The organism is Streptomonospora nanhaiensis (assembly GCF_026642255.1).
In the GTDB taxonomy this organism is placed as follows: Bacteria; Actinomycetota; Actinomycetes; order Streptosporangiales; family Streptosporangiaceae; genus Nocardiopsis; species Nocardiopsis tropica.
The window spans coordinates 1,440,864-1,463,098 of sequence record NZ_CP113264.1 but is presented as its reverse complement, the minus strand read 5'-3'; the positions used below and the strand labels follow the sequence as shown (position 1 = coordinate 1,463,098).

18 protein-coding genes are annotated in these 22,235 nt (G+C 75.0%); 9 read left to right on the top strand and 9 right to left on the bottom strand.

Annotation, left to right across the window (positions count from 1 at the left end):
* Positions 1–153: 153 nt before the first annotated feature.
* From OUQ99_RS06470 to OUQ99_RS06455, 4 genes are all read right to left on the bottom strand, one after another.
* Positions 154–804 carry a class II aldolase/adducin family protein gene (locus OUQ99_RS06470; protein ID WP_267948521.1) on the bottom strand — a complete coding sequence of 217 codons (651 nt, stop codon included), beginning with the start codon at positions 802–804 and terminating at the stop codon, positions 154–156.
* Positions 801–2,039 carry a 3-oxo-tetronate kinase gene (otnK, locus tag OUQ99_RS06465; protein WP_267948520.1) on the bottom strand — a complete coding sequence of 413 codons (1,239 nt, stop codon included), beginning with the start codon at positions 2,037–2,039 and terminating at the stop codon, positions 801–803. The genes OUQ99_RS06470 and otnK overlap by 4 nt, the downstream gene beginning before the upstream one ends.
* Before the next feature lie 100 nt (positions 2,040–2,139).
* Complete coding sequence (locus OUQ99_RS06460; RefSeq protein ID WP_267948519.1) at positions 2,140–3,528, bottom strand: GntP family permease; 1,389 nt, start codon at positions 3,526–3,528, stop codon at positions 2,140–2,142.
* Between the two features lie 18 nt (positions 3,529–3,546).
* Entirely contained in the window at positions 3,547–4,914 is a 1,368-nt protein-coding gene (locus OUQ99_RS06455; protein WP_267948518.1) for a homoserine dehydrogenase, read from the bottom strand.
* Positions 4,915–5,081: 167 nt separating this feature from the next.
* Between OUQ99_RS06455 and OUQ99_RS06450 the strand changes: the two genes are divergently transcribed.
* Positions 5,082–5,921, top strand: coding sequence for a DeoR/GlpR family DNA-binding transcription regulator (locus OUQ99_RS06450; protein WP_267948517.1), 840 nt, complete (start codon positions 5,082–5,084; stop codon positions 5,919–5,921).
* A 158-nt stretch (positions 5,922–6,079) separates the two neighbouring features.
* Here OUQ99_RS06450 and OUQ99_RS06445 read toward each other — a convergent pair whose 3' ends face one another.
* Entirely contained in the window at positions 6,080–7,159 is a 1,080-nt protein-coding gene (locus OUQ99_RS06445) for an RNA ligase (ATP) (RefSeq protein WP_267948516.1), read from the bottom strand.
* A 459-nt stretch (positions 7,160–7,618) separates the two neighbouring features.
* Here OUQ99_RS06445 and OUQ99_RS06440 point away from each other — a divergent pair, with 459 nt between their 5' ends.
* From OUQ99_RS06440 to OUQ99_RS06420, 5 genes are all read left to right on the top strand, one after another.
* Positions 7,619–8,896: an MFS transporter gene (locus OUQ99_RS06440; RefSeq protein WP_267948515.1), complete on the top strand. Its 1,278-nt coding sequence runs from the start codon at positions 7,619–7,621 to the stop codon at positions 8,894–8,896.
* A 77-nt stretch (positions 8,897–8,973) separates the two neighbouring features.
* Positions 8,974–10,308 carry a peptide ligase PGM1-related protein gene (locus tag OUQ99_RS06435; protein WP_267948514.1) on the top strand — a complete coding sequence of 445 codons (1,335 nt, stop codon included), beginning with the start codon at positions 8,974–8,976 and terminating at the stop codon, positions 10,306–10,308.
* A gap of 82 nt (positions 10,309–10,390) precedes the next feature.
* Positions 10,391–11,527, top strand: coding sequence for a glycine amidinotransferase (locus tag OUQ99_RS06430; RefSeq protein ID WP_267948513.1), 1,137 nt, complete (start codon positions 10,391–10,393; stop codon positions 11,525–11,527).
* A gap of 108 nt (positions 11,528–11,635) precedes the next feature.
* The gene (locus OUQ99_RS06425; RefSeq protein WP_267948512.1) at positions 11,636–12,631 is read left to right on the top strand and encodes an ABC transporter substrate-binding protein; all 996 of its coding nucleotides are present in this window, start codon (positions 11,636–11,638) and stop codon (positions 12,629–12,631) included.
* 251 nt (positions 12,632–12,882) lie between these two features.
* A complete protein-coding gene (locus OUQ99_RS06420) occupies positions 12,883–13,431 on the top strand; it encodes a M23 family metallopeptidase (RefSeq protein ID WP_267948511.1) in 549 nt (182 codons plus the stop codon).
* A gap of 85 nt (positions 13,432–13,516) precedes the next feature.
* Here OUQ99_RS06420 and OUQ99_RS06415 read toward each other — a convergent pair whose 3' ends face one another.
* The 3 genes from OUQ99_RS06415 to OUQ99_RS06405 all read right to left on the bottom strand — a co-directional run bounded on the left by OUQ99_RS06415 (position 13,517) and on the right by OUQ99_RS06405 (position 17,363).
* Complete coding sequence (locus OUQ99_RS06415; protein ID WP_267948510.1) at positions 13,517–15,172, bottom strand: ABC transporter permease; 1,656 nt, start codon at positions 15,170–15,172, stop codon at positions 13,517–13,519.
* Entirely contained in the window at positions 15,166–16,143 is a 978-nt protein-coding gene (locus tag OUQ99_RS06410; RefSeq protein ID WP_267948509.1) for an ABC transporter ATP-binding protein, read from the bottom strand. The genes OUQ99_RS06415 and OUQ99_RS06410 overlap by 7 nt, the downstream gene beginning before the upstream one ends.
* 209 nt (positions 16,144–16,352) lie before the next feature.
* Entirely contained in the window at positions 16,353–17,363 is a 1,011-nt protein-coding gene (locus OUQ99_RS06405) for a helix-turn-helix transcriptional regulator (RefSeq protein WP_267948508.1), read from the bottom strand.
* 436 nt (positions 17,364–17,799) lie between these two features.
* Here OUQ99_RS06405 and OUQ99_RS06400 point away from each other — a divergent pair, with 436 nt between their 5' ends.
* Positions 17,800–18,204, top strand: coding sequence for a hypothetical protein (locus OUQ99_RS06400; RefSeq protein WP_267948507.1), 405 nt, complete (start codon positions 17,800–17,802; stop codon positions 18,202–18,204).
* Positions 18,205–18,405: 201 nt separating this feature from the next.
* Here the strand turns inward: OUQ99_RS06400 and OUQ99_RS06395 are convergent, their stop codons facing one another.
* Positions 18,406–19,986 (bottom strand): apolipoprotein N-acyltransferase, encoded by a 1,581-nt coding sequence (locus OUQ99_RS06395; RefSeq protein ID WP_267948506.1) that lies wholly within the window; start codon positions 19,984–19,986, stop codon positions 18,406–18,408.
* A 311-nt stretch (positions 19,987–20,297) separates the two neighbouring features.
* Between OUQ99_RS06395 and OUQ99_RS06390 the strand changes: the two genes are divergently transcribed.
* Entirely contained in the window at positions 20,298–21,470 is a 1,173-nt protein-coding gene (locus tag OUQ99_RS06390) for a sensor histidine kinase (RefSeq protein WP_267948505.1), read from the top strand.
* A complete protein-coding gene (locus OUQ99_RS06385) occupies positions 21,461–22,105 on the top strand; it encodes a response regulator transcription factor (RefSeq protein ID WP_267948504.1) in 645 nt (214 codons plus the stop codon). The genes OUQ99_RS06390 and OUQ99_RS06385 overlap by 10 nt, the downstream gene beginning before the upstream one ends.
* The last annotated feature ends 130 nt before the right edge of the window (positions 22,106–22,235 follow it).

Here is a 22,235-nt window from a genome sequence, read left to right as displayed (position 1 = left end):
CCGGGGTGGGCCGGGGAGCCCGGCGCACGGGCCCGTGCGCCGGAGGCACGGGCGTGCCCGTGTTCCGGGCCGCGGGCCGAACGCCTCCGGGCCGGGGCCGACCGTGCGGTCGGCCCCGGCCCGGGCCGTGCCCTCACCCCCGCGGAGGACGGGTCACAGGTCCCACGCGGTCCCGTAGCGCTCCGTCAGCTCGCGCACGTCCTCCGCCGAGAGCACGGAGAACCCGCCTCCCCGCAGCGAGACGACGATGCGCGAGGCCTCCTCCAGTTCCACGGCCCCGTCCAGGGCGGCCGCCGGGTCGGCCGCCGCCATGAGCGAACCGTGGTTGGCGAGGAGGGCGGCGCGGAAGGACCCGGGCAGGTCGGCGAGGTTGCGGGCGAGCCGCTCGCTGCCCGGAGCCGCGTACGGCACCAGGGGCGCCTGGCCGACACGCATCACCAGGTAGGGCGTGACGGGCGGCAGCGCCGACGAGGCCGACCAGGCGGGCAGGCACGAGGCCGCGGTCGCGTGGGGCGAGTGCAGGTGGACGACGGACCCGGCGCCCTCGACCCGCCGGTACATCGCCAGGTGGAGCGGGTACTCCTTGGAGGGCGGCGGGCCGGAGACGTGCTCCCCCTCCGGGCCCAGGACGGACAGGCCGTCGGGGTCCAGGTCCCGGAGGGACACCCCGGTGGGGCTCATCAGGGTGTGGTCCCCGGCGCGCACGGACACGTTGCCCGACGCGCCGGGGCTCAGCCCGAGGTCGACGGCGCGGCGTCCCGCCCGGCACAGCTCCCGCGCGGCCTCGCGTGGTGTGCGGTTCACAGGCCCCCCTCCCAGGCGCGGACGAAGAGGTCCTCGCGGCCGAAGTTCCCGGACTTGAGCATGAGGTGGATGTCCTCGCCGTCCCGGCGCCCGCGCATCCACGCGACGCCGGGGTCGATCTCGGGGCCGAGCGCGAGCGCGCCCACGCCGAGGCGCTGCACGACGGCTCCGCTGGTCTCGCCGCCCGCCACGAGGAGCGCCCGCGTCCCCGCGGCCACCAGGCGCTCGGCGGTCTCGGCCAGCGCCTCCTCGATGAGCGGGGCGTCCGCGGTGTCCACGACGTCCTCGGGGGAGGCGGTCGCGTACACGACGAAGGGGGCGTCCGCGGCCTCCAGCGCGGCGGACACCGCGGCGGACACGGCCGCCTCGAAGTCCTCCCGCAGGTCGGCGGGGCGCAGCTGCCGCCCCCCGCCGACCGCGAGCGCGTGGCGGACCTGGCCCTGGGTGGCCCGCGAGGCGCTGCCGGAGAGCACGACGCGCGGCCCCTCGGGCAGGGCGACCGGCGTGCGCGCGAGCGTCCGGGGACCCCTGAGCCCCTGGGCGAGGGCGCTGCCGCCGGTCAGCAGGCGCAGGTCCTCCGTCGCCCGGGCGAGGGTGGCGAGGTCCGCGTCGGTGAGCGCGTCGACGACCACGAACCGGGCCCCGGCGCGGCCCGCGCGCGCGATGGCCTCGCGCACCGCCTCGTCGCCCCGGGCGACGGTCGGCCACGGCACCAGGGCGACGTCGTCCTCGCCACCGCTGACCTGGGGTGCGAGCAGGCGCAGGAGGTTCGAGTCGGTCATGGGCGTGAGGGGGTGGTGGCGCATCGGGGACTCGTCGAGGGGCTCGTCCCCCACGAACAGGTGGCCGCGGTAGACGGTGCGCCCGTTGGCGGGGAAGGCCGGCGCGACCACGGTGACGGTCTCGCCGAGGGCTTCGAGGACGGCCTCGGCCACCGGGCCGATGTTGCCCGCCGGCGTGGAGTCGAAGGTCGAGCAGTACTTGAGGTAGAAGCGCTCGCAGCCCGCCCGCCGCAGCCTCGCGAGGGCGTCCAGCGAGGCGGCGACCGCCTCGCCGGCGGGCATGGTGCGCGACTTCAGGGCGACGACGACGGCGTCGGCCCCGTCCGCGGCCCCGTCGCCGTCGGGGGCGTCGGAGCCCAGCACGACGGCGGTCCGGTATCCGGCGGACGTGAGGGCGATAGCGACGTCGGTCGCTCCGGTGAGGTCGTCGGCGATCGCGCCGAGGGTCGCCATGGGTTCTCCTGTGGTCGGGTCGGATGGGCGGGGCCGGTCCCGGGCCCGCGGCCCGCGGGCCGTGGGCGCGGGGACCGGCCGCGCGTGGGGTGCGAGCGGTCTAGACGACGCCGGTCGCGATCATGATGTTGAGGACGGCGAACCCGGTGAGGCCGGAGATGACCGAGGCCACCCCGATCGAGCGGATCCCCTGGCCCACCGTCATGTTGGACAGCGTCGTGGTCACCCAGAAGCCCGAGGAGTTCGCGTGCTTCATGAGCTGGGCCCCGGTCGCGCAGGCCAGGTACACCACGATCGGTTCGAGTCCGAGCGCGGGCAGCAGGGGCTGCATGATGGCCGCCGAGGTCATGACGCCGAGGATGTTGGAACCGGTGATGGTGCACACCGCGGCGGCGATGAGGAACGGGATGATGACCGGGGACATCCCGGTGCTCTCGATGCTCGTCGCGATGTTCTCCGCGACGCCCGTCTCCCGGATGATGGTGGCGAGGGCGCCGCCGACGCCGGTCAGTGCCAGGGGCATGGCGGCGATCCTCAGCCCGGCCTCGAACAGGTCGTTCAGGGTGGACTTGTCGCGCCAGCGCCCGCGGAACAGCGGCAGGGCCAGCAGGCAGGCGAGGAACAGCGCCATCGTCGGCTCGCCGGCGAAGAGCACGGTGTCGGTGAACCACGCCCCCTCGGGGAGCGCGGGGCCGGCCAGGGAGGCGAAGACGATGAGGACGATGGGCGCCAGGATGGGCACCAGGGAGCCGAACAGGCCGACCGTGTGCGGCGCGGCCTCCTCGGCGGCCCCGTCCGCGTTCCCGGAGCCGGCGCCGGCGGACGCGGGCGCGTCGGGGCCGCCGACCAGGTGCTCGACGAACTCCGGCTTCGGCGGCACGTGCGTCTTGATCCGCGACAGGTAGATCGTCGCGGCGACCACGCCGGGGACGCCCACCATCAGTCCGTAGAGGATGGCGTCGCCCATGCCGACCTCGAGCAGGGCCGCGGAGGCGAGCGGTCCGGGGCCCGGAGGGACCACCGAGGTCATGACGTAGGCGCCGATGTACAGGATCGGGCCGAGCTTCATCATCGAGATGCCCGTGCGGTAGGCGAGGGCGGAGACGATGGGGATGAGCATGACGACGGCGGTGTCGGCGATGAGGGGGATGCCGAGGACGGTCGAGGCGAGCGCGATCGCCCAGGGCACCTTGTTCCTGGAGAACAGGCTGAGCGCGGATTCGGTGATCTTCAGGGCGGCGCCGCTCAGTTCGAGCATCTTGCCGAGGACGCAGCCGAAGATGATCAGCAGGCCGACGCTGGCGAGGGTGTTCCCGAAGCCGGTCGTGATGAGCTCGACGGTCCCGGTGCCGCCCATGCCCAGGACGAGCCCCAGCGCCACGACCACGATGAACAGCGTGGCCACGGGGTGGACCTTGAACCGCGCGATGAACAGCACGAGGACGACGATGGCGGCGAGGAACGCCAGCAGGGTATAGATGTCCGACATGTCACTGGGTCCTAACGGTCACAGGTGGGTGCGTGTGTGACGCCAGGCGTCCAGGAGGGATTCGGCGGGGTCGGCCAGGTCGCCGAGGCGTACCAGCTCCCCGGCGGCGACGTCCCGGGCCAGAGTGGCGTGGGCGGCCAGGTACAGCGGGGCCACGTCGTCGGGGGCGCTCGCGGCGTCCAGCAGGACGGGGGCCACGCCCCGGACGTCGTGGTGGTGCCCGCCCATGTCGAGGCGGGTCCCCCGGGGGAGGTCCTCCCCGGCCCGGCCCGCGAGGACCGCGTGCGGGGCGGGAGGGCGCGAGGTCACCGCGCGTCGGCGGTCGACCGCGTCGAGCAGGCTCAGGGGCGTCTCGACGCCCATGAGGTGGTAGGGCAGGTAGAGGCAGGCGTAGCGTCCCGAGCGGGAGACCACGTGCCCCTTCTGGGCGAGCAGGTCCCAGGAGACGGGGTCCCCGGTGCGGACGACCACGAACACCCCTCCGGCGAAGGAGGCCTCCTCCGGGAGGCGGAGCACGCTGAAGACGTCCACGGCGCCGGACCGGGAGAGGATGCCCCCGTCCTCGGCGAGGGAGTAGACGTCGGCGAGCTCGGCGACGCGGGCGACCGGGTAGTGCAGTGCCTCCACGTCCGGGACGAGGCCGGTGTGGTTGGCGACGACGCCCATCTCGCAGTAGTCGGCGGCGGCCGAGCGCTTGAGCGCCCCGACGGCCCGGGCGCGGGCGGCGAGCGTGGCGGGCACGTCCTCCCCCAGGGTCAGCAGGCCGGCCAGCTCCGGGGCGTCGACCTCCTGGTCGAGCTGGCGGACGCGCCCCGTCGAGGGGTCGAACACCAGGTCGTACTCGCCGGACTTGCCGATCGCGACGACGTCGAGCCCGAGGACGCGTGCGCGCTCGTACCACTCGATGAGGTTCGCGGGCTGGTCCCCGATCCCCGGCGTGTACACGACGCCCTTCGCCCGGGCCTCGTCGGCGAGGGCGACCCCGGCCACCGAGTCGACCTCCTTGGAGACCATGACCACGTGGCGGCCGGTCCCGATGGCGGTCCGCGCGGCCGCCGCACCCGCCTCGGGGCTGCCGGTGGCCTCGACGAGCACGTCGTAGCCGGCCCCCGCGAGGAGGGCCGCGTCGGCGACGACGGCGATCTGCCCGCCGGTCAGCGCGGACACCTCGTCGGGGCCGGTGCACACCTTGAGGTCCTCGGGCGCGTAACCGAGCTCGGCGCACAGCGCGACCGTTCCCTCGGCGTCCAGGTCGCACAGGACCGAGGGGCGCAGGCGGTCCATCCGCAGCGTCTGGGCGAGCAGTGTCCGGGCGAAGCCGCCCCGCGCCCCGGTGAGGGCGTAGCGCACGGGTGGCGGTGTGGCGGTGGCGTCGGTGCCTTGCATGGTTTCTCCTTCTTCCGCCTCTGAGCGGCGCGTATACGACGAAGCCGCGGCGGCGACCCGCCATGTTTAACACTTACGGAACATATGAGTCAACAATTTTCACGCTTGGGATCATCTGGTAACTATCGGTACCATGGTTCCTCTGGGTGACCCCCCGAAGGAGGACGATGATTCCGGCGCAACGGCGTGACATGCTCCTGCGAGAGCTGCGAGGCACGGGAGTGCTGAGCGTGAAGGAGCTGTGCGACATCCTCGACGTCTCGCACATGACGGTGCGCCGCGACATCACGACGCTGGAGGAGGAGGGGCGGGTACGCTCCGTGCCCGGCGGCGTCGAGCTGGCCTCCCAGGTGCGCTCGGAGCCGTCCTACCGCGACAAGTCGCGCGTGGACGTGGACGAGAAGCGGGCGATGGCCCGTGCCGCGGCCTCCCTCGTGAGCGAGGGGCAGACCGTCTACCTGGACGCGGGCACGACCCTGGGGCACCTCGTGCCGTCGCTGTGGAGCGTCACCGGCCTCACCGTCATCACGAACGACATCACCACCGCGGCCTCCCTCACCGACCACCCCGACGTGACGCTCTTCCTCATCGGAGGGCAGGTCGACCGCGAGAACCGCTCCTCCGTCGGTGACATCGCGGCGGCCACCATCGCCGAGTTCAACATCGACGTCGCCTTCGTATCGACGAGCTCCTGGGACCTCGGCAGGGGGTCGACCACACCGTCGCGGGCGAAGGTGGCGGTCAAGCGCGCGGCCATGGCCGCGGCCTCGTCGTCGGTGCTCGTGGCGGGCGCGGACAAGTACGGCGCGTTCGGCACCTTCAAGGTCGCCGCGCTCACGAGCTTCGCGTCGGTGATCACCGACGACCGGCTCTCCGAGGCGTCCGTGCGCGCGATCCGGGACCTGGGGGTCGACCTGGAGGTCGTGACGCCCCGGGGGGAGGCGGTCGGGGACGCGGAGCCCGCCCCCGGCGCGGAGGAGGCGCCGGCCCCGACGGCCTCCGCCTGACCTCCCCGGGGGCGGACGCGGGGGCCGCCCGGGCAGGACGGCCCACCCCGGGCCGACGGCGCTCCACGCGCCCCGCGCGGCGGCGTGGTCCGGCGCGTCCTCCGGCTCCGCGACCGCGCCCGGACGCACGGAACAGGGCCGCGGGAGCCCCCGCCCGGCTACTCGTACTCCGTGCCGCCCTTGCGCGTGAGGTAGGCCTCGGACACGAACTTCGCGATCGCCCTCCCTCCCAGGACCCCGGACGCGCGTTCGCGCGCCGGACGGACGACGACCCCCTCCCGCATGTGCAGCCCCGAGCCGCTCCAGGTCTCCGCCCCCTGCGCGACCGCCGTGAGCGCGGCCTCGTCGTAGGGGCCGTCGTGGAGCACGGGCACGGCGGGCAGGCCCACCGCGTCCAGGACCCCGGGCAGGTCGACCGCGTCGATCCAGGTGCGGGCGCCGCCGATGTCGAGCGCGATGTCGAACACCGCGTAACCGGGGCGCGCGCCGCGGCCGGACTCGCCGTAGACGAGGTCCTGGACCCCCGCCCCGAAGACCTCTCCGAACACGCCCACCCTGGCCGCGCCGAACCGGTCGGCCACCTCGCGCGCCGCCTCCGGGACCCCGTAGGCGGCCACCGCCCTCCAGTACAGGTTGTCGTCGGCGGGCGCCAACGCGAAGTTGCGCGACCCGTGGCCCTTGGAGGAGACGAACTCCTCCCCCGTCCCCGCGACCAGGGTGAAGAGGCACGCGGTGCCGTGGATCTTCTCCGTCGCCACGACCCGCTCCCCCGGCTCGAAGGCGTCGGGGTAGCGCTTGGCGTTCTCCACCTCGATCCACCGCATCAGGTCGGGCGCGGCCACGAGCTCCCCGCTCATGTGCAGGGGCACCTCCGGCACCCACTTGGTGATGCCCAGGTCCGCCGCGAAGTCCGTCCCCTCGCCGTGCGCCGAGGCCAGGTCCACGCCGGCCAGCCGTCCGGGCCGGCAGACGATGCCCTGCGACAGCTCCCCCCGCAGGCGGACGGCCTTCACCCTGTTGCGCCCGGAACCCGCGAGCCTGCCCGTGAGCCCCAGTTCACCGATGAGGTCGTCGGGCAGCAGGGCGTTCTCGGGGATGTACACCGCCCAGTCCCCGGTCCGGTACGCCCCCTTCGCGACGACCGCCCGGAACAGGCCGACCTGGGCCAGCTCCAGCGCGTCGGCGTCGGGGTGCGGGTGGATCGTGAGGCGCTCGGCGGTGACCCGCAGGGTGGACATGCTGTTCCTCCGTGGTGGTGGGGCGCCCTCGGACGGCGCCCCCGCGACCGGTTCACCATGCCCGGTCCGCCGACGGGCCGACAACGCCTTTTCGGGACGGCCCGGCGGCGCTTGTCACCGCACCGGCCCGTGACCTGGCCCTTCGGCGTCGCAATTGGCAGGAAAAATGATCATTCGCCACCCACCGGGCCACCTGGAAAAAAAGGACCCTTGTCAGGGGGTGCGGGGGGACTTATATTCTTCACGTCGCACCACCGGCGCGGCTTCCGGGAATCCCAGGGAGGACGACACCATGAAGATGCCCTACTAGGACACGCCTTCTTCCTCCGCGAATACGCGGAATGAGCGACTGCCCGGGCCGGGCGGCATTCCATCTCCGCCGCCCGGCCCCTTTCGGCGCGAAGAGCGCGGTGGAGCGCCCGAGGAACGCGCGGCTCGAAGAGGAATCGGAGGACACCCGTGAAGTCCCTCGTGGCGCGCGCGGTCAAGGGCTCCCCCTACTGGCCCGTGCTCACCCATCCGCTCCTGCGGCGCGTCCTCCCCGGCATCGGCGTGTCCGCGCTCGGCGGCGGGATGAGCTCCCTCGCCGTGAGCTGGCTCGCCATGGAGCTGGCCCCGGCCGACCACCGCGCCGCCTGGGTGGCCGCCGCCGTCGCGGCGTACACCCTGCCCGGAGCGGTGGGCGCCTTCCTCCTCGGCGGTCTGCTGAACGGTCGCAGCGGCGCCCAGCTGGCCGGCTGGGACGCCCTCCTCCGCGCCGGAGCGCTGGCGCTGATCCCGCTGGTCCACGTGCTGGGCTCGCTGGACATCCTGCTCTACGTCGCCCTGCTCGGCCTGTCCTCGGTGCTGAGCGCGTGGGGCAAGGCCGGCCGCTACACGATGCTCTCCGAGCTCCTGGACAAGAAGGACCACCTCGCCGGGAACTCCGTCGTCAACGTGATGCTGGAGCTGTCCACGGTCGTCGGGCCGCTCCTCGCCGCGATCGTCATCGACAGGGGAGGGCCCGAGTACGTCCTGGCCCTCGTCGCGCTCTCCTTCGCCGTCCTCGCCGCGACCTACCGGTTCGCGATCCCCCGGGGCTCCGGGCAGGACGGGGTCAGGGCGGGCGCGTCGCGCTCGGAGGGCTTCAGGGCCATCGGCCGCGACCCCGGCCTCCTCGGCCTGCTGGCGCTCTCGTTCGGCTTCTTCCTCTTCTTCGGCCCGTCGAGCGTGGCGATCCCCCTGTACGTGGTGGAGGACCTCCAGGCCTCGGCGGCCACCCTCGCGGGCTTCTACACGGCCTTCGGCATCGGCGCCGTCACGGGAGCGCTGCTCACCGGCTACCTGCGCGACCTGCCGCTGATGCCGACCACGATCTGCATCGTCCTGGGCTTCGGCCTCGCGCTGGTCCCGCTGGGCCTCGGCCTGCCCGTGGCCGTCTCCTGGATCTCCTTCGGCGTGTGCGGGCTCTTCTGGGGACCGTTCCCCTCGACCACGACGGCGCTCTTCCAGAACTCCGCGCCCGCGGCCGCGCTTCCGCAGGTCCTGGCTGCGCGCGGCGCGGTCACCGGGGTCGCCGTCCCCCTCGGAGCCATGGCGGGGGCCCCGATCGTCCTCGCGGTCGGCGCGCAGGGCACACTGCTCGCCTCCGCGGTGTGCCTGACCGCCCTCGGCGCGGCCGCCCTGCTTTTCCGGTTGGTTCCGCGGCGTTCCGTAAAGCGTTCCCCCGAAGAGGCGGGACAGGATATGCGTCCCTGACCCGGACGTCCGATCGCGCTTTCCGCCGGGCCCGCCCTTTCCCGGCCCGGAAACGCCCCCCGGAAGAGGAGAATTCCATGACCGCAATGATCATTGTCAACGTCCCCGAGGAAATGGTCGGCGACATCGGCAGGATTCCCGTGGAGAAGAGGCGGGCCTTCGGCCTCGGCGCGCAGCGCATGCTGTGGTACGCCGAGGACGGGGACGTCCTGGTCCTGCCCTCGCCGCCGAGCACGGACTTCATGGACTACGTGACCGGGCTGACCGGCACCCGCGCCTCGACCCTGCGGTTCGTCATCCCCCCTCCCGGCCGCTTCGGGCCCGACATCCTCACCGCCGACCGGCTGGTCGACCCGGTCTTCCTCCGGGACCTGGGCAAGGCCCTGGCGGACCGGCCGGTCGACCGGATCACCTGCACCTACAGCGACCTCGCCGTGACGGCCATGGCGTCGGCGGTCGGCGTCGAGGACGCCCTGCCGGGGCACGCCTTCAGCGCCCAGGGCGGGGACGCGCTCGTCAACAGCAAGGCGGTCTTCCGCGCCGTGGCCGCGGGGAACGGGATCCCCATCGCTCCCGGCGTGATCACCGACAGGCCCGACCACGCGGAGGGCACGATCGAGTCCCTGCTGGCCGACGGGGCCGCCGTGATGGTCAAGCAGCAGTTCGCCGGCGGGGGCCTGGGGAACGAGATCCTCAGCCGTGCCGAGGGGGTCCGTGCGGCGGGCGCGGGCAGCGTCGTCGTCCTGGCGGACCGGGACGCCGTCCGGCGCTACGTCAGCGACCGGTGGGAGTGGCTCACGGGACACAAGGGGCACAGCCTGATCATCGAGCGCTACTTCCCCGACTCCACGACGGTGTACGCGGAGTTCGTCGCCGACGACGACGGCTGCGTGCTCCGCGGGGCCGGGGAGATCCTGATGGAGCCCGTGGCCACCGGCGAGGTGATCCCGCCCCAGTCGGTCGGACCCGAGGAGGTCGCGGAACTGGTCGAGACCGGCCGGCGCGCGTGCGAGCCCTTCCGGCTGATGGGGTACCGGGGGACGCTGTGCGCCGACGCCATCCGGACCCCCGGGGGCGATCTCGTCTTCACCGAGGTCAACGGCAGGCTCACGGCCTCCTCCCACCTGCACGTCAACCTGATCGACAGGGTCGTCGGCCGCGACCGCCGCGACGACCGCGTGTTCCTGGAGCGCGGGGGCCGGTGGGCGGTCCCCTCCTTCGCGGAGGCGCTCAGCCGGCTCGCCGGGTCCGGGCTCGGCTACGACCCGCACTCGGGACTGGGGGTGGTCGTCACCGCCGACTACACGCCGGTCACGGGCCGGGTGACCTACTGCGCCGTCGCCGAGAACCTGGACGCCGCGCGCGCCCTGGAGGAGCGCGTCGCGAACCTGTTGAGCGACCCGACGGCCTGAGGACCGCGGAACCGACGCCCTCGCGGTACCGGCCCCGGCGGCCGGGCCCCGCGGACGAGAGCCCCGCCCCCGGAAGGAACACATGAGCACTGGAACCGCGGACGCGCCGACGGAGCGTCCGGCACCGCCTCCCCCGCCGGCCGGCGGGCCGAGGCCCGCCCTGCCGGCCGTCCACTCGTGGGACGAGTTCACCAGGCTGAGGGAGGTGGTCGTCGGCGACGCGACCCATTCCCGGGTCCCCCCGCTGTCGGACCCGTCGGCCTGGCTCAACTGCTACCCGGAGCTGACCCCCGCCGAGCTGCGCGGCATCGGCGCGGGGCTCTTCCCCCGGCACGTCATCGAGGAGTCGAACGAGGACCTCGCCGTCCTGGCCGACACGCTGCGCGGCCTCGGTGTCACCGTCCACCAGCCGCCCGCGGTCGACCACGGCGTGGAGTACGGAGGGCCGGGCTGGCGGACGACCGGCCGCAGCTCCTACTGCCCGCGGGACCTCACCCTCGTCGTGGGGTCCGCCCTCATCGAGAGCCCCAGCCCCATGCGGGCCCGCTACTTCGAGGCCTTCGGCTGGCGCCCCCTGTTCCAGGACTACCTCCTGCGGGGCGCCCACTGGATCTGCGCCCCGCGGCCCCGGCTCGACGACTCCCTGTTCGGGACCGACGAGGACGGCTTCCCCGTGCTGGGCGAGGCGGAGCCCGCGTTCGAGGCGGCGAACTGCCTCAGGCTCGGCCGCGACGTCTTCTACCAGGTCTCCCGCAGCGGCAACGAACTCGGGCTGCGCTGGCTGGAATCGACCCTGGGGCTGCTCGGCGACGTGCGGGTGCACCCGCTGCGCGGCGTCTACGAGGGCACCCACATCGACAGCACCGTCTGCCTGCTGCGTCCCGGCCTGGTGCTGCTCAACCCCGAGCGCATCGGCCCGGACACCGTGCCCGAGCCCCTGAAGGGGTGGGACGTGCTGTGGTGTCCGCCCATGACGGGCGGCCCGACCGCGGTCCCGCACACGCTCAGCACCCCCTGGGTCGGCATGAACCTCCTGATGGTGGACGAGGGGACGGCGATCGTGGACGGCGACCAGACCGAGCTCGTCCGCCTCCTGGAGGGACGCGGCATCACGGTGGTCCCGCTCCGCCTCCGGCACTCCCGGGTCCTGGGCGGCGGGTTCCACTGCGTCACCCTCGACACGGTGCGCGAGGGGGGCCCGGAGGACTACCTGGGATGAGCGGCCGTGCGCGGACCCCCCGGGCGGCCGGGGAGGATCCGCGCACCGCCCCCCGCACACCGGGACTCTTGAGGATAGGCTCGCCTAACCCGAACCGAACGGAGTCCCATGTCCCCCGGTCCCGCGCCGCGCGCCCTCGTGTGCGCCTCGCTCTCCCTCGTCCTCCTCTCCGCCTGCGGGGCCGGCGACGGCTCCCCCGAGCCCGAAGCCGCTCCCGCGTCCGACACGGGGGCCTTCCCCGTGACGGTCGACCACGAGTTCGGCTCCACGACCGTCGAGGAGGCGCCCGAGCGGATCGTCACCCTCGGGGTCACCGACGCCGACGCCGTCCTCGCCCTCGGCGCCGTCCCGGTGGGCAACACGGGCTTCTCCTTCTTCGAGACCGGCCTCGGGCCCTGGACCGACGACCTGGTCGGGGACGCCGAGCTGACGCACATCGCGTCCGACTCCGAGCCCAACATCGAGCAGGTCGCGAACCTCGCCCCCGACCTCATCGTCGGCGTCTCCGCGGGGTTCGACCGGGCCGTCTACGAGGACCTGTCGCAGATCGCCCCCGTCGTCGCCCGCCCGGCCGGCGTCGCCGCCTACACCGTGCCCCGGGACGAGGCCACGGAGCTCATCGCCACCGCGCTCGGCCGGCCCGAGGAGGGTGCCGCCCTCAACGAGGCCACCGACGAGCTCCTGGCCGAGACGCGCGCCGCGCACCCGGAGTTCGAGGGACGCGTCGGCGCCGCGGTCCTGCCCTTCGACGGCAAGTACGGCGCCTACCTGCCCGGGGACGCGCGCGGGCAGTTCCTCGCCTCCCTCGGCTTCGGCCTCCCGGAGCCCGTGACGGAGCAGGACACGGGTGAGAGCTTCTTCGTCGAGCTCTCCCCGGAACGGGTGGACATGCTCGACGGGGACCTGCTGCTGGTCTTCGGCGACGACGAGTCCTTCGACATCACCGAGGGCTCCACCGCCTTCGACTCGCTCGACGTGGTGCGCGACGACGCGGTCGTCACGACGTCGCTCGACCAGAGGGGGGCGGTCACCTACAACTCGGTCCTGTCCATCCCCTACGCGGTCCGGACCCTGGTCCCGCGCCTCTCGGACGCCCTGGCCTGACGCCCCCGGCCCCGCCGCAGGGCCGGGGCCCCGCGTCCCCCCGGCCCGTCGGCCCGCGCCGCCCGGCGGCGGGTCGCCCCCGGCCACGGCGGCGGGGAGCGCCCCGGCGGGGGCGGCGGGGAGCGCCCCGGCGGGGGCGGGAGCGACCGCAGCGGTTTCTTTCCGTACGGGGACACGAATCGAAACTTCCCTACGGGGTATCTGTTCCTCTGGCATCTCGCAGCCCCCGCTGTGCAAGGAAAGGACCCCCCGTGAAGACCCCCCGCTTCCTGACGACCCTCAAGAGGCTCGGCGCCGCCGTGGCCGCCGGAGCGCTCCTGACCGTGCTCGCCCCGGTCGGCGCCGCGGCCGACGACCTGGCCGTCACCGCCGTCAACCTGCGCACCCCGTTCGACTGCGGCCAGGTCTGGAACGCCAACACCCGCAGCAACCACAACCCCCAGCTGGCCGTGGACTTCCAACGCGGCAACGCCCAGGGGCAGAACGTCCGCTCCAGCGCGTCGGGCACCGTGACCACGGTCGCCGACCGCGGCAGCACCAGCTACGGCAAGTACATCGTGGTCAGCCACGGCAGCGGCATCACCACCCTCTACGCGCACCTGAGCTCCCAGTCGGTCTCGGTCGGCGACAGCGTCGGCACCGGCACCGTGATCGGCCGGGTCGGCAGCACCGGCGGCTCGACCGGCCCGCACCTGCACTACGAGCAGCGGGTCAACGGCACCGTGGTCCGGGCCGTGCTCAACGGTGTGCGCATCGCCTACTACGGCAACACCACCATCACCAGCAGCACCGGCTGCTGACGCCTCCCGGGCGCCCGACCCGCGCCCTCGCGGTGCGGGCCCGCGGCTCCGCGGGCCCGCACCGCCTCCCCGTCCGCGCCGGCCCTCAGCGGGACGAGCGCTCCCGGAGGGCGCCGGCCGCCGCGCGCAGCGCCCCCGGGCGGGAGCGGGCGGCCGCCACGGCCGCCGCCGTCCCGAGGAGCCCCAGAGCGACCGCCGCGACCAGCAGCGGCGGGGGGCCGGTGAGGTGTCCGTCCGCCCGCACCGCTCCGAGGAAGTCCACCGGCGACACCCCGTTGAGGACCAGGTACCACAGCAGCGGGTAGACCGCCTGGAACGGGCGGCCGACCCGGCTCACCACTCCCAGGGCCAGCGCCAGTCCGGGGACGAACAGCGCCCCGGCCGCCCAGGCCGAGGCCCCGGCGGCGTCCCCGGACGCGACCATGCGGACCAGGGGCCCGGCGCCGACCAGCGCGGCGACGGCCACCCCCGCCGTCCACTCGGCCAGGAAGCGCGCGGCGGCACGGGGGTAGGAGGCGAACAGGACGTCGAGGCCGACCAGCCGGGCCCGGGTCCCCAGGCCCGACCAGACCAGGACGGGCCAGATCCAGGCGAGGAGGAGGACCATGGGCGCCGACCGCGCGGGCAGCAGGAGCGCCGCCGCGGTGATCGCGGCCACCCCGCCCCACCACCAGCGGCTCCGGCCGCCGAGCAGCATCCGCAGCTCTCCCGCGACCAGACGCGGGAACACGGCCCACGCGCCGGGGGAGCGGGTCGGAGAGGGCAGGGGCTCCAGCCGCGGCGGAGCGGTCGCGGAACCTCCCTCCCCGTCCGGGGAGGCGTCCTCCGGCCCCGGAGGGGTGTGCGGCGCGGCTCCCCGCGGGCGGGGCGCCCCGCCCGTGGCGCCCCGTGCGGGGTCGAAACGGTCGAACCACAGTGCGGGCAGCACGGCCAGCGCGACCGCGGCGGCCAGGATCACCAGGCGCGTCGCCATCAGCTCGCCGGACGGCTCCCACCCCGGCCACTCGATCGCGCGCAGCGGCTCGTCCACGTAGGTCAGGCCGAGGCTGAACTCGCCGGCGGACGCGTCGACGCCCTGGGCGGCGAGAGACGTGCGGAAGGACTCCGCCACGCTCGCCGCCCCCAGTCCGCCGAGCGGGGCCCGGGGCGACAGCCCGCCGAGGAGCAGGGTGAGCGCCGCCACCGACCACACGACGTTGCCCGCCCCGCCGCGCAGCACGGGCGCGGTCTCGAAGACGACCGCCGCGGCGGCGGTGAGGGCCATCAGCGGCAGGGCCAGCACGAGGTAGGGGGTGAGCAGCCGGACCGGGTCCACCCACACGGCCTCGCCCCGGGCGATCTGCATCACCGCGGCCGTCGCGGCGAGCACGCCGAGCATCGACACCAGGACGGTGAGGTTGCCGCCGAACTTGGCCAGCAGGTAGGCGGGGGAACGCAGCCGCGTGGCGGCCAGCAGCTCCCCCACCCCGGTCTCCCTGTCCCTGGCGACGGTGTTCCGCACGACGTAGAAGCCCGCCAGGGTCAGCCACAGGGCGCCCGCCAGCGCGGTGACGGTTCCGACGTAGGCGCTGTCGTACACGCCCCGGTACCCCGCGACGTCCACCACCGTCCAGTGGGAGTCGACGGCCGGGACCGCGACGTAGCCCAGGCCGACGGTGGCCAGCAGGGTCACCAGGTAGACCGGCCGACGGACCCGCTCGCGGACGTCGCCCAGCACGAGGCGCGCGTACCCCCTCACCACGACGACCCCCGCAGCGCCCCGGCGGGGCCGCCGGAGGTCCCGGCCCGGCCGGGCGGGACGACGAGGAGGTAGAGGTCCTCCAGGTCGGGCCGCACGCCGACGGCGCCGGCCAGCGGGGCGTGCGGGGAGAGGATCCGGACGCGCACCCCGTCCCCGGTGCGCACCATGCGGCTGACGTGGTGGCGCTCCCGCAGGTCCGCCGCGGCGTCGGGGGCGACGACGGCCTCCCACACCCGGCCCTCGGCCTCGCCCAGCAGGTCCTCGGGGGCACCGTGCCGCAGGAGTCGGCCGCCCGCCATCACGGCCAGGCTGGAGGCGGAGGACCCGACGTCGGAGACGATGTGCGTGGACAGGACCACGATCCGGTCCCGGGCCAGGTCCGTGAGGAGGTTGCGGAAGCGCGCCCGCTCCTCCGGGTCCAGTCCGGCCGTCGGCTCGTCGGCGATGAGCACCCGGGGGTCGGTGAGCAGGGCCTGGGCGATGCCGACGCGGCGCAGCATACCTCCGGAGTACCCGCCCAGTGGGCGCCGGACGGCGCCCGTGAGGTTGACCAGTTGGAGGAGGTCGTCGATCCGGGCCCGCGCGACGCGCGCGGGGAGCCCCCGGGCCGCGGCAAGGTAGCCGAGGAACTCACGGGACGTCAGGTGGGGGTAGGCGCCGAAGTCCTGGGGGAGGTAGCCCAGGCCCGCCCGCAGCGGCCCGGGGCGTGCCACGGCGTCCGCGCCGTCCAGGAGCATCCGGCCCGAGGTCGGCCGGGTCACGGTCGCCATGATGCGCATCAGGGTGGACTTTCCCGCCCCGTTGGGCCCGAGGAGCCCGATCACGCCGGGGGTCAGCCTCAGGGTGAGGTCCTCGACGGCGGCGTGGCCGCCCCGGTAGACCTTGCCCACGCCGATGAGGTCGAGCACGGGCCCCGCGTCCGGCGCACGGCCCTGCGGCGCGGTCGCGGGGAAGGTTCGGTCGTCACTCATGGGGCGTCTCCCCGGTGCGGCGTGCGTGCTGGGGCCCGGGGCCGGTCCCCGTCGTCGGTCTCGTCATGGCACCAGCCTGGCCGTGCCGGAGCCGCCTTCCCATCCCGCTGCGCCCCCTACCGGGGGTGGGGTGCGCCCCACCCCCGGGAGGGTCCCGGTGCGTCGACCGGTCGGCCGGGGGCTCCCCGCACGTGTGGAGGGCCCGCCCGCTACGGGCGCGGGTCCGCGGGGCGCGGCCCTCGGAGCGCCGGGTCCGCGGACCGGTGCAGGAGGTCCGCGAGGGCCGCGGTCCGGCGGGCGAACTCCTCGGGGCCCTCGACCGTGAACGGCAGACCGGTGAGGGCGAGCACGACGGCGATCCACTCGAAGGAGTCCACCCGGGCGGTGTAGCGGGACCGGTCCGCGCCGACCTGCGCGAGGTCGCCGTCCACGCGTGCGATCCGTGCGGCGACCTCCCGGGCGGGGGCGTCGAACAGCACCGACACGGCGTGCCCGGCCCCGCCCTCCCGGAAGTCCCGTTCCAGGAGGGCGGCGAGCCCCTCCCCCGGCTCCCCGCCCGGCATCTCCCTCGGGACGAAGGGGACCCGGGCCGGGACGACCTCGCCGACCCGGTCCAGCCGGAAGGTCCGCCAGCCCTCCGCGTCGCGGTCCCAGGCGTACAGGTACCAGCGCCGCCCCGACATCACCAACCGGTACGGGTCCGCCCTGCGGCGGCGCTCCTCCCCGTCCCGTCCCCGGTGGAGGAACCGCACCCAGTGCCCGGCCGCGACGGCCTCGCCCAGGGCCGTGAGGACGTCCGGCCGGACCCCGGGCCAGGAACGGCGCTCCGGCTCGACCGCCGCCCCCAGTGCCTCGGCCCGGCGCGCCGGCCGGGAGGGCAGGACCTGGCCGAGCTTGGCCAGCGCGCGTTCGGCGCTCTCCTCGACCCCCTCCACACCGCCGGGCCCGCCCGCGACGATCCGCAGGCCGAGGGTCGCGGCGACGACCTCGTCGTCCTCGAGCAGCAGCGGCGGCACCGCCCGCCCCGCGGCGAGGCGGTAGTGTCCGCCGGGTCCCCTGAGGCTCTCCACGGCGTATCCCAGCTCGCGCAGCCTGTCGATGTCGCGGCGCAGCGAGCGGGGGCTCGTGCCGAGGGCTTCGGCGAGGTCCGCCCCGGGCCACGCCCGTCCGGTCCCGAGGAGGGACAGCAGGCGCAGGATCCGCTGACTGGTGTCGGCCATGTCCCCATACTGCCCGCCGCCAGGGAGTTCCCGTGCGGGGGCGGCCACGCCCGGGAGCGCGGACGGCGGCGCCCCGGGGGGCGCGCCCGGACGTCCTGCACGACCCGGGGCCCGGTCCCCGCGGTGTCCGCGTTCCGGCGCGACACGCGCCTCGACCTCGGCGGAAGGGGCTTCGGCCCCGCTGCCGCCGACCGCCTCCGGGCGCACACCGCCGGGCTGCCGGGGACGTCGCGGGGTGGCGGCCCCGAGGCGTCCGCCGACGGCCGGTTCGCGTCCGGCAGGATGGGGGGACCCGGGAGGGCGGTGGACCCGTGCGGAGCGCAGGCGTCGCAGCAGAAAACCGTGCCCCAGGACGACCATCCAGCACTCGATCCCCTTACCAAGGCCTTATCCGTCCTGGGTAAGGGGCCGGGGCAACCTATGAAGTGAGAGAGCGATGTTCGACGACCTGATCGGTTGGTTCAAGGGACTCTTCGGCGGCGCCGCCGAGGAGGTGACCCAGGGGGTGACCGACACCCTGGAGGGCGCGGGCGTGGGCACCGCCGTCGAGTCCGCGCAGGGCTTCGGTGAAGAGGCCTACGGCGGCGCGGTCGAGTCCGCGCAGGCCTTCGGCGAGGAGACCTACGGCGGCGCGGTCGAATCGGCGCAGGCCTTCGGCGAGGAGGCCTACGGCGGCGTGGCGGAGGAGGCCCAGGCCTACGGCCAGGAGGCGCTCGGCGGGGTCACCGAGACCGTCGAGGGGGTCCAGGGACAGGCCGACGCGATCGGCGGCGTCATCGAGGACCCGGGCGCCGCCGCGGCCGACGCCGCCCGCGACCAGTTCTACGGCAACAACGGCTAGCCCCGTGCCCTCCCGCCCCGGGAGGGCGCACGTACAGGCCACCCGTGTCCCGGGGCCCGATGCCCGGGTCCCGGGACACGGTGCGTGCGCGGTGGCGTGCCGCCGGGCGCCGCCGGTCCGGCTCCGCGCACGCGGGCCCGTCTGCCGGTGGCGGCCGGAGCACCCGCCCGGCCGGCGGGCTCCCCGCCCTCCACCGACAGCTCACCGTGACCGGCCGGTGCCCCGAGGCGCGGCCCCGCGCCCGTCCCGTGCTCCGTCCTCCGGGGCCTCCGACGGCCCCCGCCTGCCTCCGTGACGCCTCCGGCCGGTGGCGGCCAGCGCCAGCAGCGCCGCCAGGCACGACCACGCGAAGGCGTCACCGATCCGGGAGTAGAGCGTGGTCACCCCCTCCCGGGGCACGTACGCCACCATGGTCTGCTGCCCGGTGGTGAAGTAGTCGGTCGTGGCCAGTGTCCGGCCCTGGTGGTCGGTCGCGTTCGACCGCCCCCTGCTCGCCTGCCGGAACAGGGACGCCCCGTTCTCCACTGCTCGGAACACGGCGTTGCGGGCGTGCATCTCCTTGATCCCCTCCCAGGTGTTGGCGCCCACGAGGAGGACGTCCGCGTCGGCGGCGCCGGCCTGCCGGACGAGTGCCGGGAAGTCGCCGTCGTAGCAGATGGCGGTGGCCAGCCGACCCGCGGGCGTGTCGGCGACCGGGATGACGCCGTCGCCGGCCTCGTAGGGTTCGAGCACCGGAATGGGACGGCTCTTGTCGTAGGTCCACGCGACGTCGCCCTCGGGGGTGACCATGACCATCTGGTTGCGAAGGTGCGGTGCGTCCTCGGTGTAGACCGACATCCCCGCGTTGACGTACACACCGTGCTCCTCGGCGACCGCGCGCACGCGGTCCACCAGGTGCTCCTTGTCGGCCTCCAGGGTGAAGGCGGCGGACTCCGGCCACAGGACGACTTCCGCGCCGGCCACGGCCTCGCGCTCGGTCCCGGCGAGGAGGTCGTCGTTGACGGGGGCGAAGCGCCCGCGCATCTCCTCGGGATCGGCCGCGACGATCGCCTCCAGCGAGTCGTACTCGCGGAAGGTCGGGACGACCTCCTCCCACGCGTCCTCGGAGGCGGTGACCCCGGCGATCCGCACCGTGTCCGACGAGGGCGGCGCGAACACCAGGCGGGCCCCTCCCACGGTCGCGACCAGCACGACCGTGCCGACCGCCCCGGCGGCGACCGAGCGGGCCGCCCGGTCGGAGAGGCCCCGCTCCCAGAGCAGCACTGCGGCCGACGCGGCCCAGGCGACCAGGAAGCTCACCCCGAAGACGCCGGTCACCGACGCCACCTGGACGAGGGGGAGGTTCGAGGCCTGTGTGGCGCCGAGGACCCCGTGGACGGTCCCGAAGGGGGTGCCGACGGAGACCGCGAACTCCACGGCGACCGTGGCCAGCGGGAAGACCAGGGAGGCCCGCCACGGGCGGTGCTCCCCCAGCCGGGGGGTCAGGAGCCGGTCCAGGGCGAACGGAAGCGCCCCGGCCAACGCGAGCGGAAGCGCGAGCAGGATCAGCGACGGGGAGAGCAGGTCGGCGAGGGCGAGCCAGACGAGGGTTGCGGCGGTGGTGGAGCCCAGCACCCCGAGAAGGGCGGGAAGCGGTCGGCCGGTGCGCGCGAACCTCAGCAGCAGCACCGGGTGGACCCATGCCAGCAGGGCGATGTCCCATGCGGCCTGCATGGCGAAGAGGGAGAGGACGGTGCCGGCGAGGAGCCAGGCGGGGCGGAGGAGGGGAGGGCGGGGGTTCACTGGTTCCACCGTTCGGTACGGAGCGACAGGGGTCGGATTGCTGTGGTGGGTCTGCGCCCGGCCGGGGCCCCACGAACGCTACGGAACCGCGGGGCCCCGGCCCATGGGTGGTTCCGCCCGGTCGCCTGGGCGACCCGCCACCCCCGGTCATGCGGTGTCCCGCAGTACCCGCGCGCCCCACCGGCCGCTACTCTCCGAACGGGCTCCCGGCGCTCCGGGCGCCCGTGGAGAACCGCGTTCCCGGACCGCGGCGCCGCGGTCCGGGACGCCGCTCCCGAGGGCCGGAGCCGGCGGGGAGAGGGAGGACGGACGTGACCACGGACGACGGGACGCGGCCCGACGGGCACGGCGCCCGGCGGCACGGTTGGGCCCGGGCCCTCGCGGGCGCCGCCGCCGGCACGGCGACGGCCGGGGCCGCCGCGGTCCTCCTCGCCCTCCTCCTCGCGGCCTCCGTCGCTGTCCTGCCGTTCCTCGCGCGGCCCGCGGCCCGGACCCGATCGGCCGGCGCCCTCGGCGCGGCCGTCCGGCCGCTGGTCGCCCTGGAGCGGCGGCGCCTGGCGGCGCTGTTCGGCGTCGAGATCGTCGGCCGGCCCGGGACGGCCCGCTCCCTGGCCTATCTGGCGGCCCGCTGCCCCGTGGGACTCTTCGGCGGACTGGTGCTGGCGTTCCTCCCCGCGGGCCTCTACCTGGCGGCGTCCCCGCTGGAGGTGCTCGACGGGAACGATCCGGGGATCGTGCCCGTCGGCCTGGCGCTCGTCTACCTGAGCGCGCAGGGGACCGTGGGCCTGGTGGGCACGGAGGGCTGGCTGGCACGCCGGCTGCTCGGCCCCAGCCGCCAGGACCTCATGGAGGAGCGGATCGGGGTGCTGGTCGCGACCCGGGCCGGGGTCGTCACGGCCGTGGACGAGGAGCGCCGCCGGATCGAACGCGATCTGCACGACGGCGTCCAGCAGCGGCTGGTCCTTCTGGGCATGGCCCTGGGCCGCGCGCGGCGCGACCCGGGCTCGGAGAAGGGCCGGGCCCTGGTCGAGCAGGCGTACGAGGAGACCCGGAACGCGCTGCGCGACCTGAAGGAGGTCGCCTGGCGGGTCTATCCGGCCGCCCTGGCGGAGGAGGGACTGCGTGCGGCGCTCCACGGCCTGGTGGGACGGTCGGCCCTGCCGATCGACCTGGAGTACCGCCTGTCGGCGGCCCCGCCCCCGGCGGTGGAGACGGCGGCCTACTTCGTGGTCGCCGAGGCGGTGACCAACGCGGTCAAGCACGCCGGGGCGCGGCGCGTGGACATACGGGTGTGGGAGAGGGACGACGGGGGGACGAGGTCGGTGGTGGTGCGGGTGAGGGACGACGGGGCGGGTGGGGCCGACCCCTCGGGGACGGGGCTGACGGGCCTGGCCGGCCGTGTGGAGGCGCTCGACGGCAGGCTGTCCGTGGACAGCCCGGCCGGCGGGCCGACGACGGTCACCGCGGAGGTCCCGTGCGGGTGATCGTGGCCGAGGACTCGGCCCTGCTGCGTGAGGGACTCGTGCGGCTCCTGGAGGACGAGGGGCACCGGGTCATCGCGTCGGTCGGCGACGCGGACTCCCTGCTGGCCGCTGTCGCGGAGGAGGCCCCCGACGTCGCGGTGGTGGACGTGCGCATGCCGCCCACCCATACCGACGAGGGGCTGCGCGCGGCGGTGCGCATCCGGCGGGAACGGCCCGGCGTGGGCGTGCTCGTGCTCTCGCAGTACGTGGAGAAGCGCTACGCCACCCGCCTGTTCAGCGAGAACACCACCGGGGTGGGGTACCTGCTCAAGGACCGGGTGGTGGAGGTGGACGAGTTCCTGGAGGCCCTGGTCAGGGTGGGCGGGGGCGGCGCCGCCTTCGACCCGGAGGTCGTACGGCAGCTGCTGGCGGGAAGCAGCCGCCAGGACCCCCAGGGGCGCCTGACCGGCCGTGAGCGGGACGTGATGGACCTGATGGCGCAGGGGCACACCAATCCGGCGATCGCCGCGCGGCTGTTCGTGTCGCAGAGCGCGGTCGAGAAGCACGCGAACGCGATCTTCGACAAGCTGGACCTCGGTGACACCGCGGGGTACAGCCGCCGCGTCCTGGCGGTGCTCCGCTACATCGGCGCTTGAGGCCCCGCGCCGCGGGCCGGACCGCCGGGCGGCCGAGTGCCGGAGAGGCCGCCCGGCGGGGCCGGGCGCCCGGCCCCGGTCGGAGGCGGGTACGACGGGCCCGGGCGGTCGGGGGTCCCACGGTGGTCGG

Excerpts from the sequence above, each read along its gene's own strand:
- otnK (WP_267948520.1), bottom strand. The coding sequence starts at position 2,039 with ATGGCGACCCTCGGCGCGATCGCCGACGACCTCACCGGAGCGACCGAC.
- OUQ99_RS06460 (WP_267948519.1), bottom strand. The coding sequence starts at position 3,528 with ATGTCGGACATCTATACCCTGCTGGCGTTCCTCGCCGCCATCGTCGTC.
- OUQ99_RS06455 (WP_267948518.1), bottom strand. The coding sequence starts at position 4,914 with ATGCAAGGCACCGACGCCACCGCCACACCGCCACCCGTGCGCTACGCC.
- OUQ99_RS06450 (WP_267948517.1), top strand. The coding sequence starts at position 5,082 with ATGATTCCGGCGCAACGGCGTGACATGCTCCTGCGAGAGCTGCGAGGC.
- OUQ99_RS06445 (WP_267948516.1), bottom strand. The coding sequence starts at position 7,159 with ATGTCCACCCTGCGGGTCACCGCCGAGCGCCTCACGATCCACCCGCAC.
- OUQ99_RS06435 (WP_267948514.1), top strand. The coding sequence starts at position 8,974 with ATGACCGCAATGATCATTGTCAACGTCCCCGAGGAAATGGTCGGCGAC.
- OUQ99_RS06430 (WP_267948513.1), top strand. The coding sequence starts at position 10,391 with ATGAGCACTGGAACCGCGGACGCGCCGACGGAGCGTCCGGCACCGCCT.
- OUQ99_RS06425 (WP_267948512.1), top strand. The coding sequence starts at position 11,636 with ATGTCCCCCGGTCCCGCGCCGCGCGCCCTCGTGTGCGCCTCGCTCTCC.
- OUQ99_RS06410 (WP_267948509.1), bottom strand. The coding sequence starts at position 16,143 with ATGAGTGACGACCGAACCTTCCCCGCGACCGCGCCGCAGGGCCGTGCG.
- OUQ99_RS06405 (WP_267948508.1), bottom strand. The coding sequence starts at position 17,363 with ATGGCCGACACCAGTCAGCGGATCCTGCGCCTGCTGTCCCTCCTCGGG.
- OUQ99_RS06400 (WP_267948507.1), top strand. The coding sequence starts at position 17,800 with ATGTTCGACGACCTGATCGGTTGGTTCAAGGGACTCTTCGGCGGCGCC.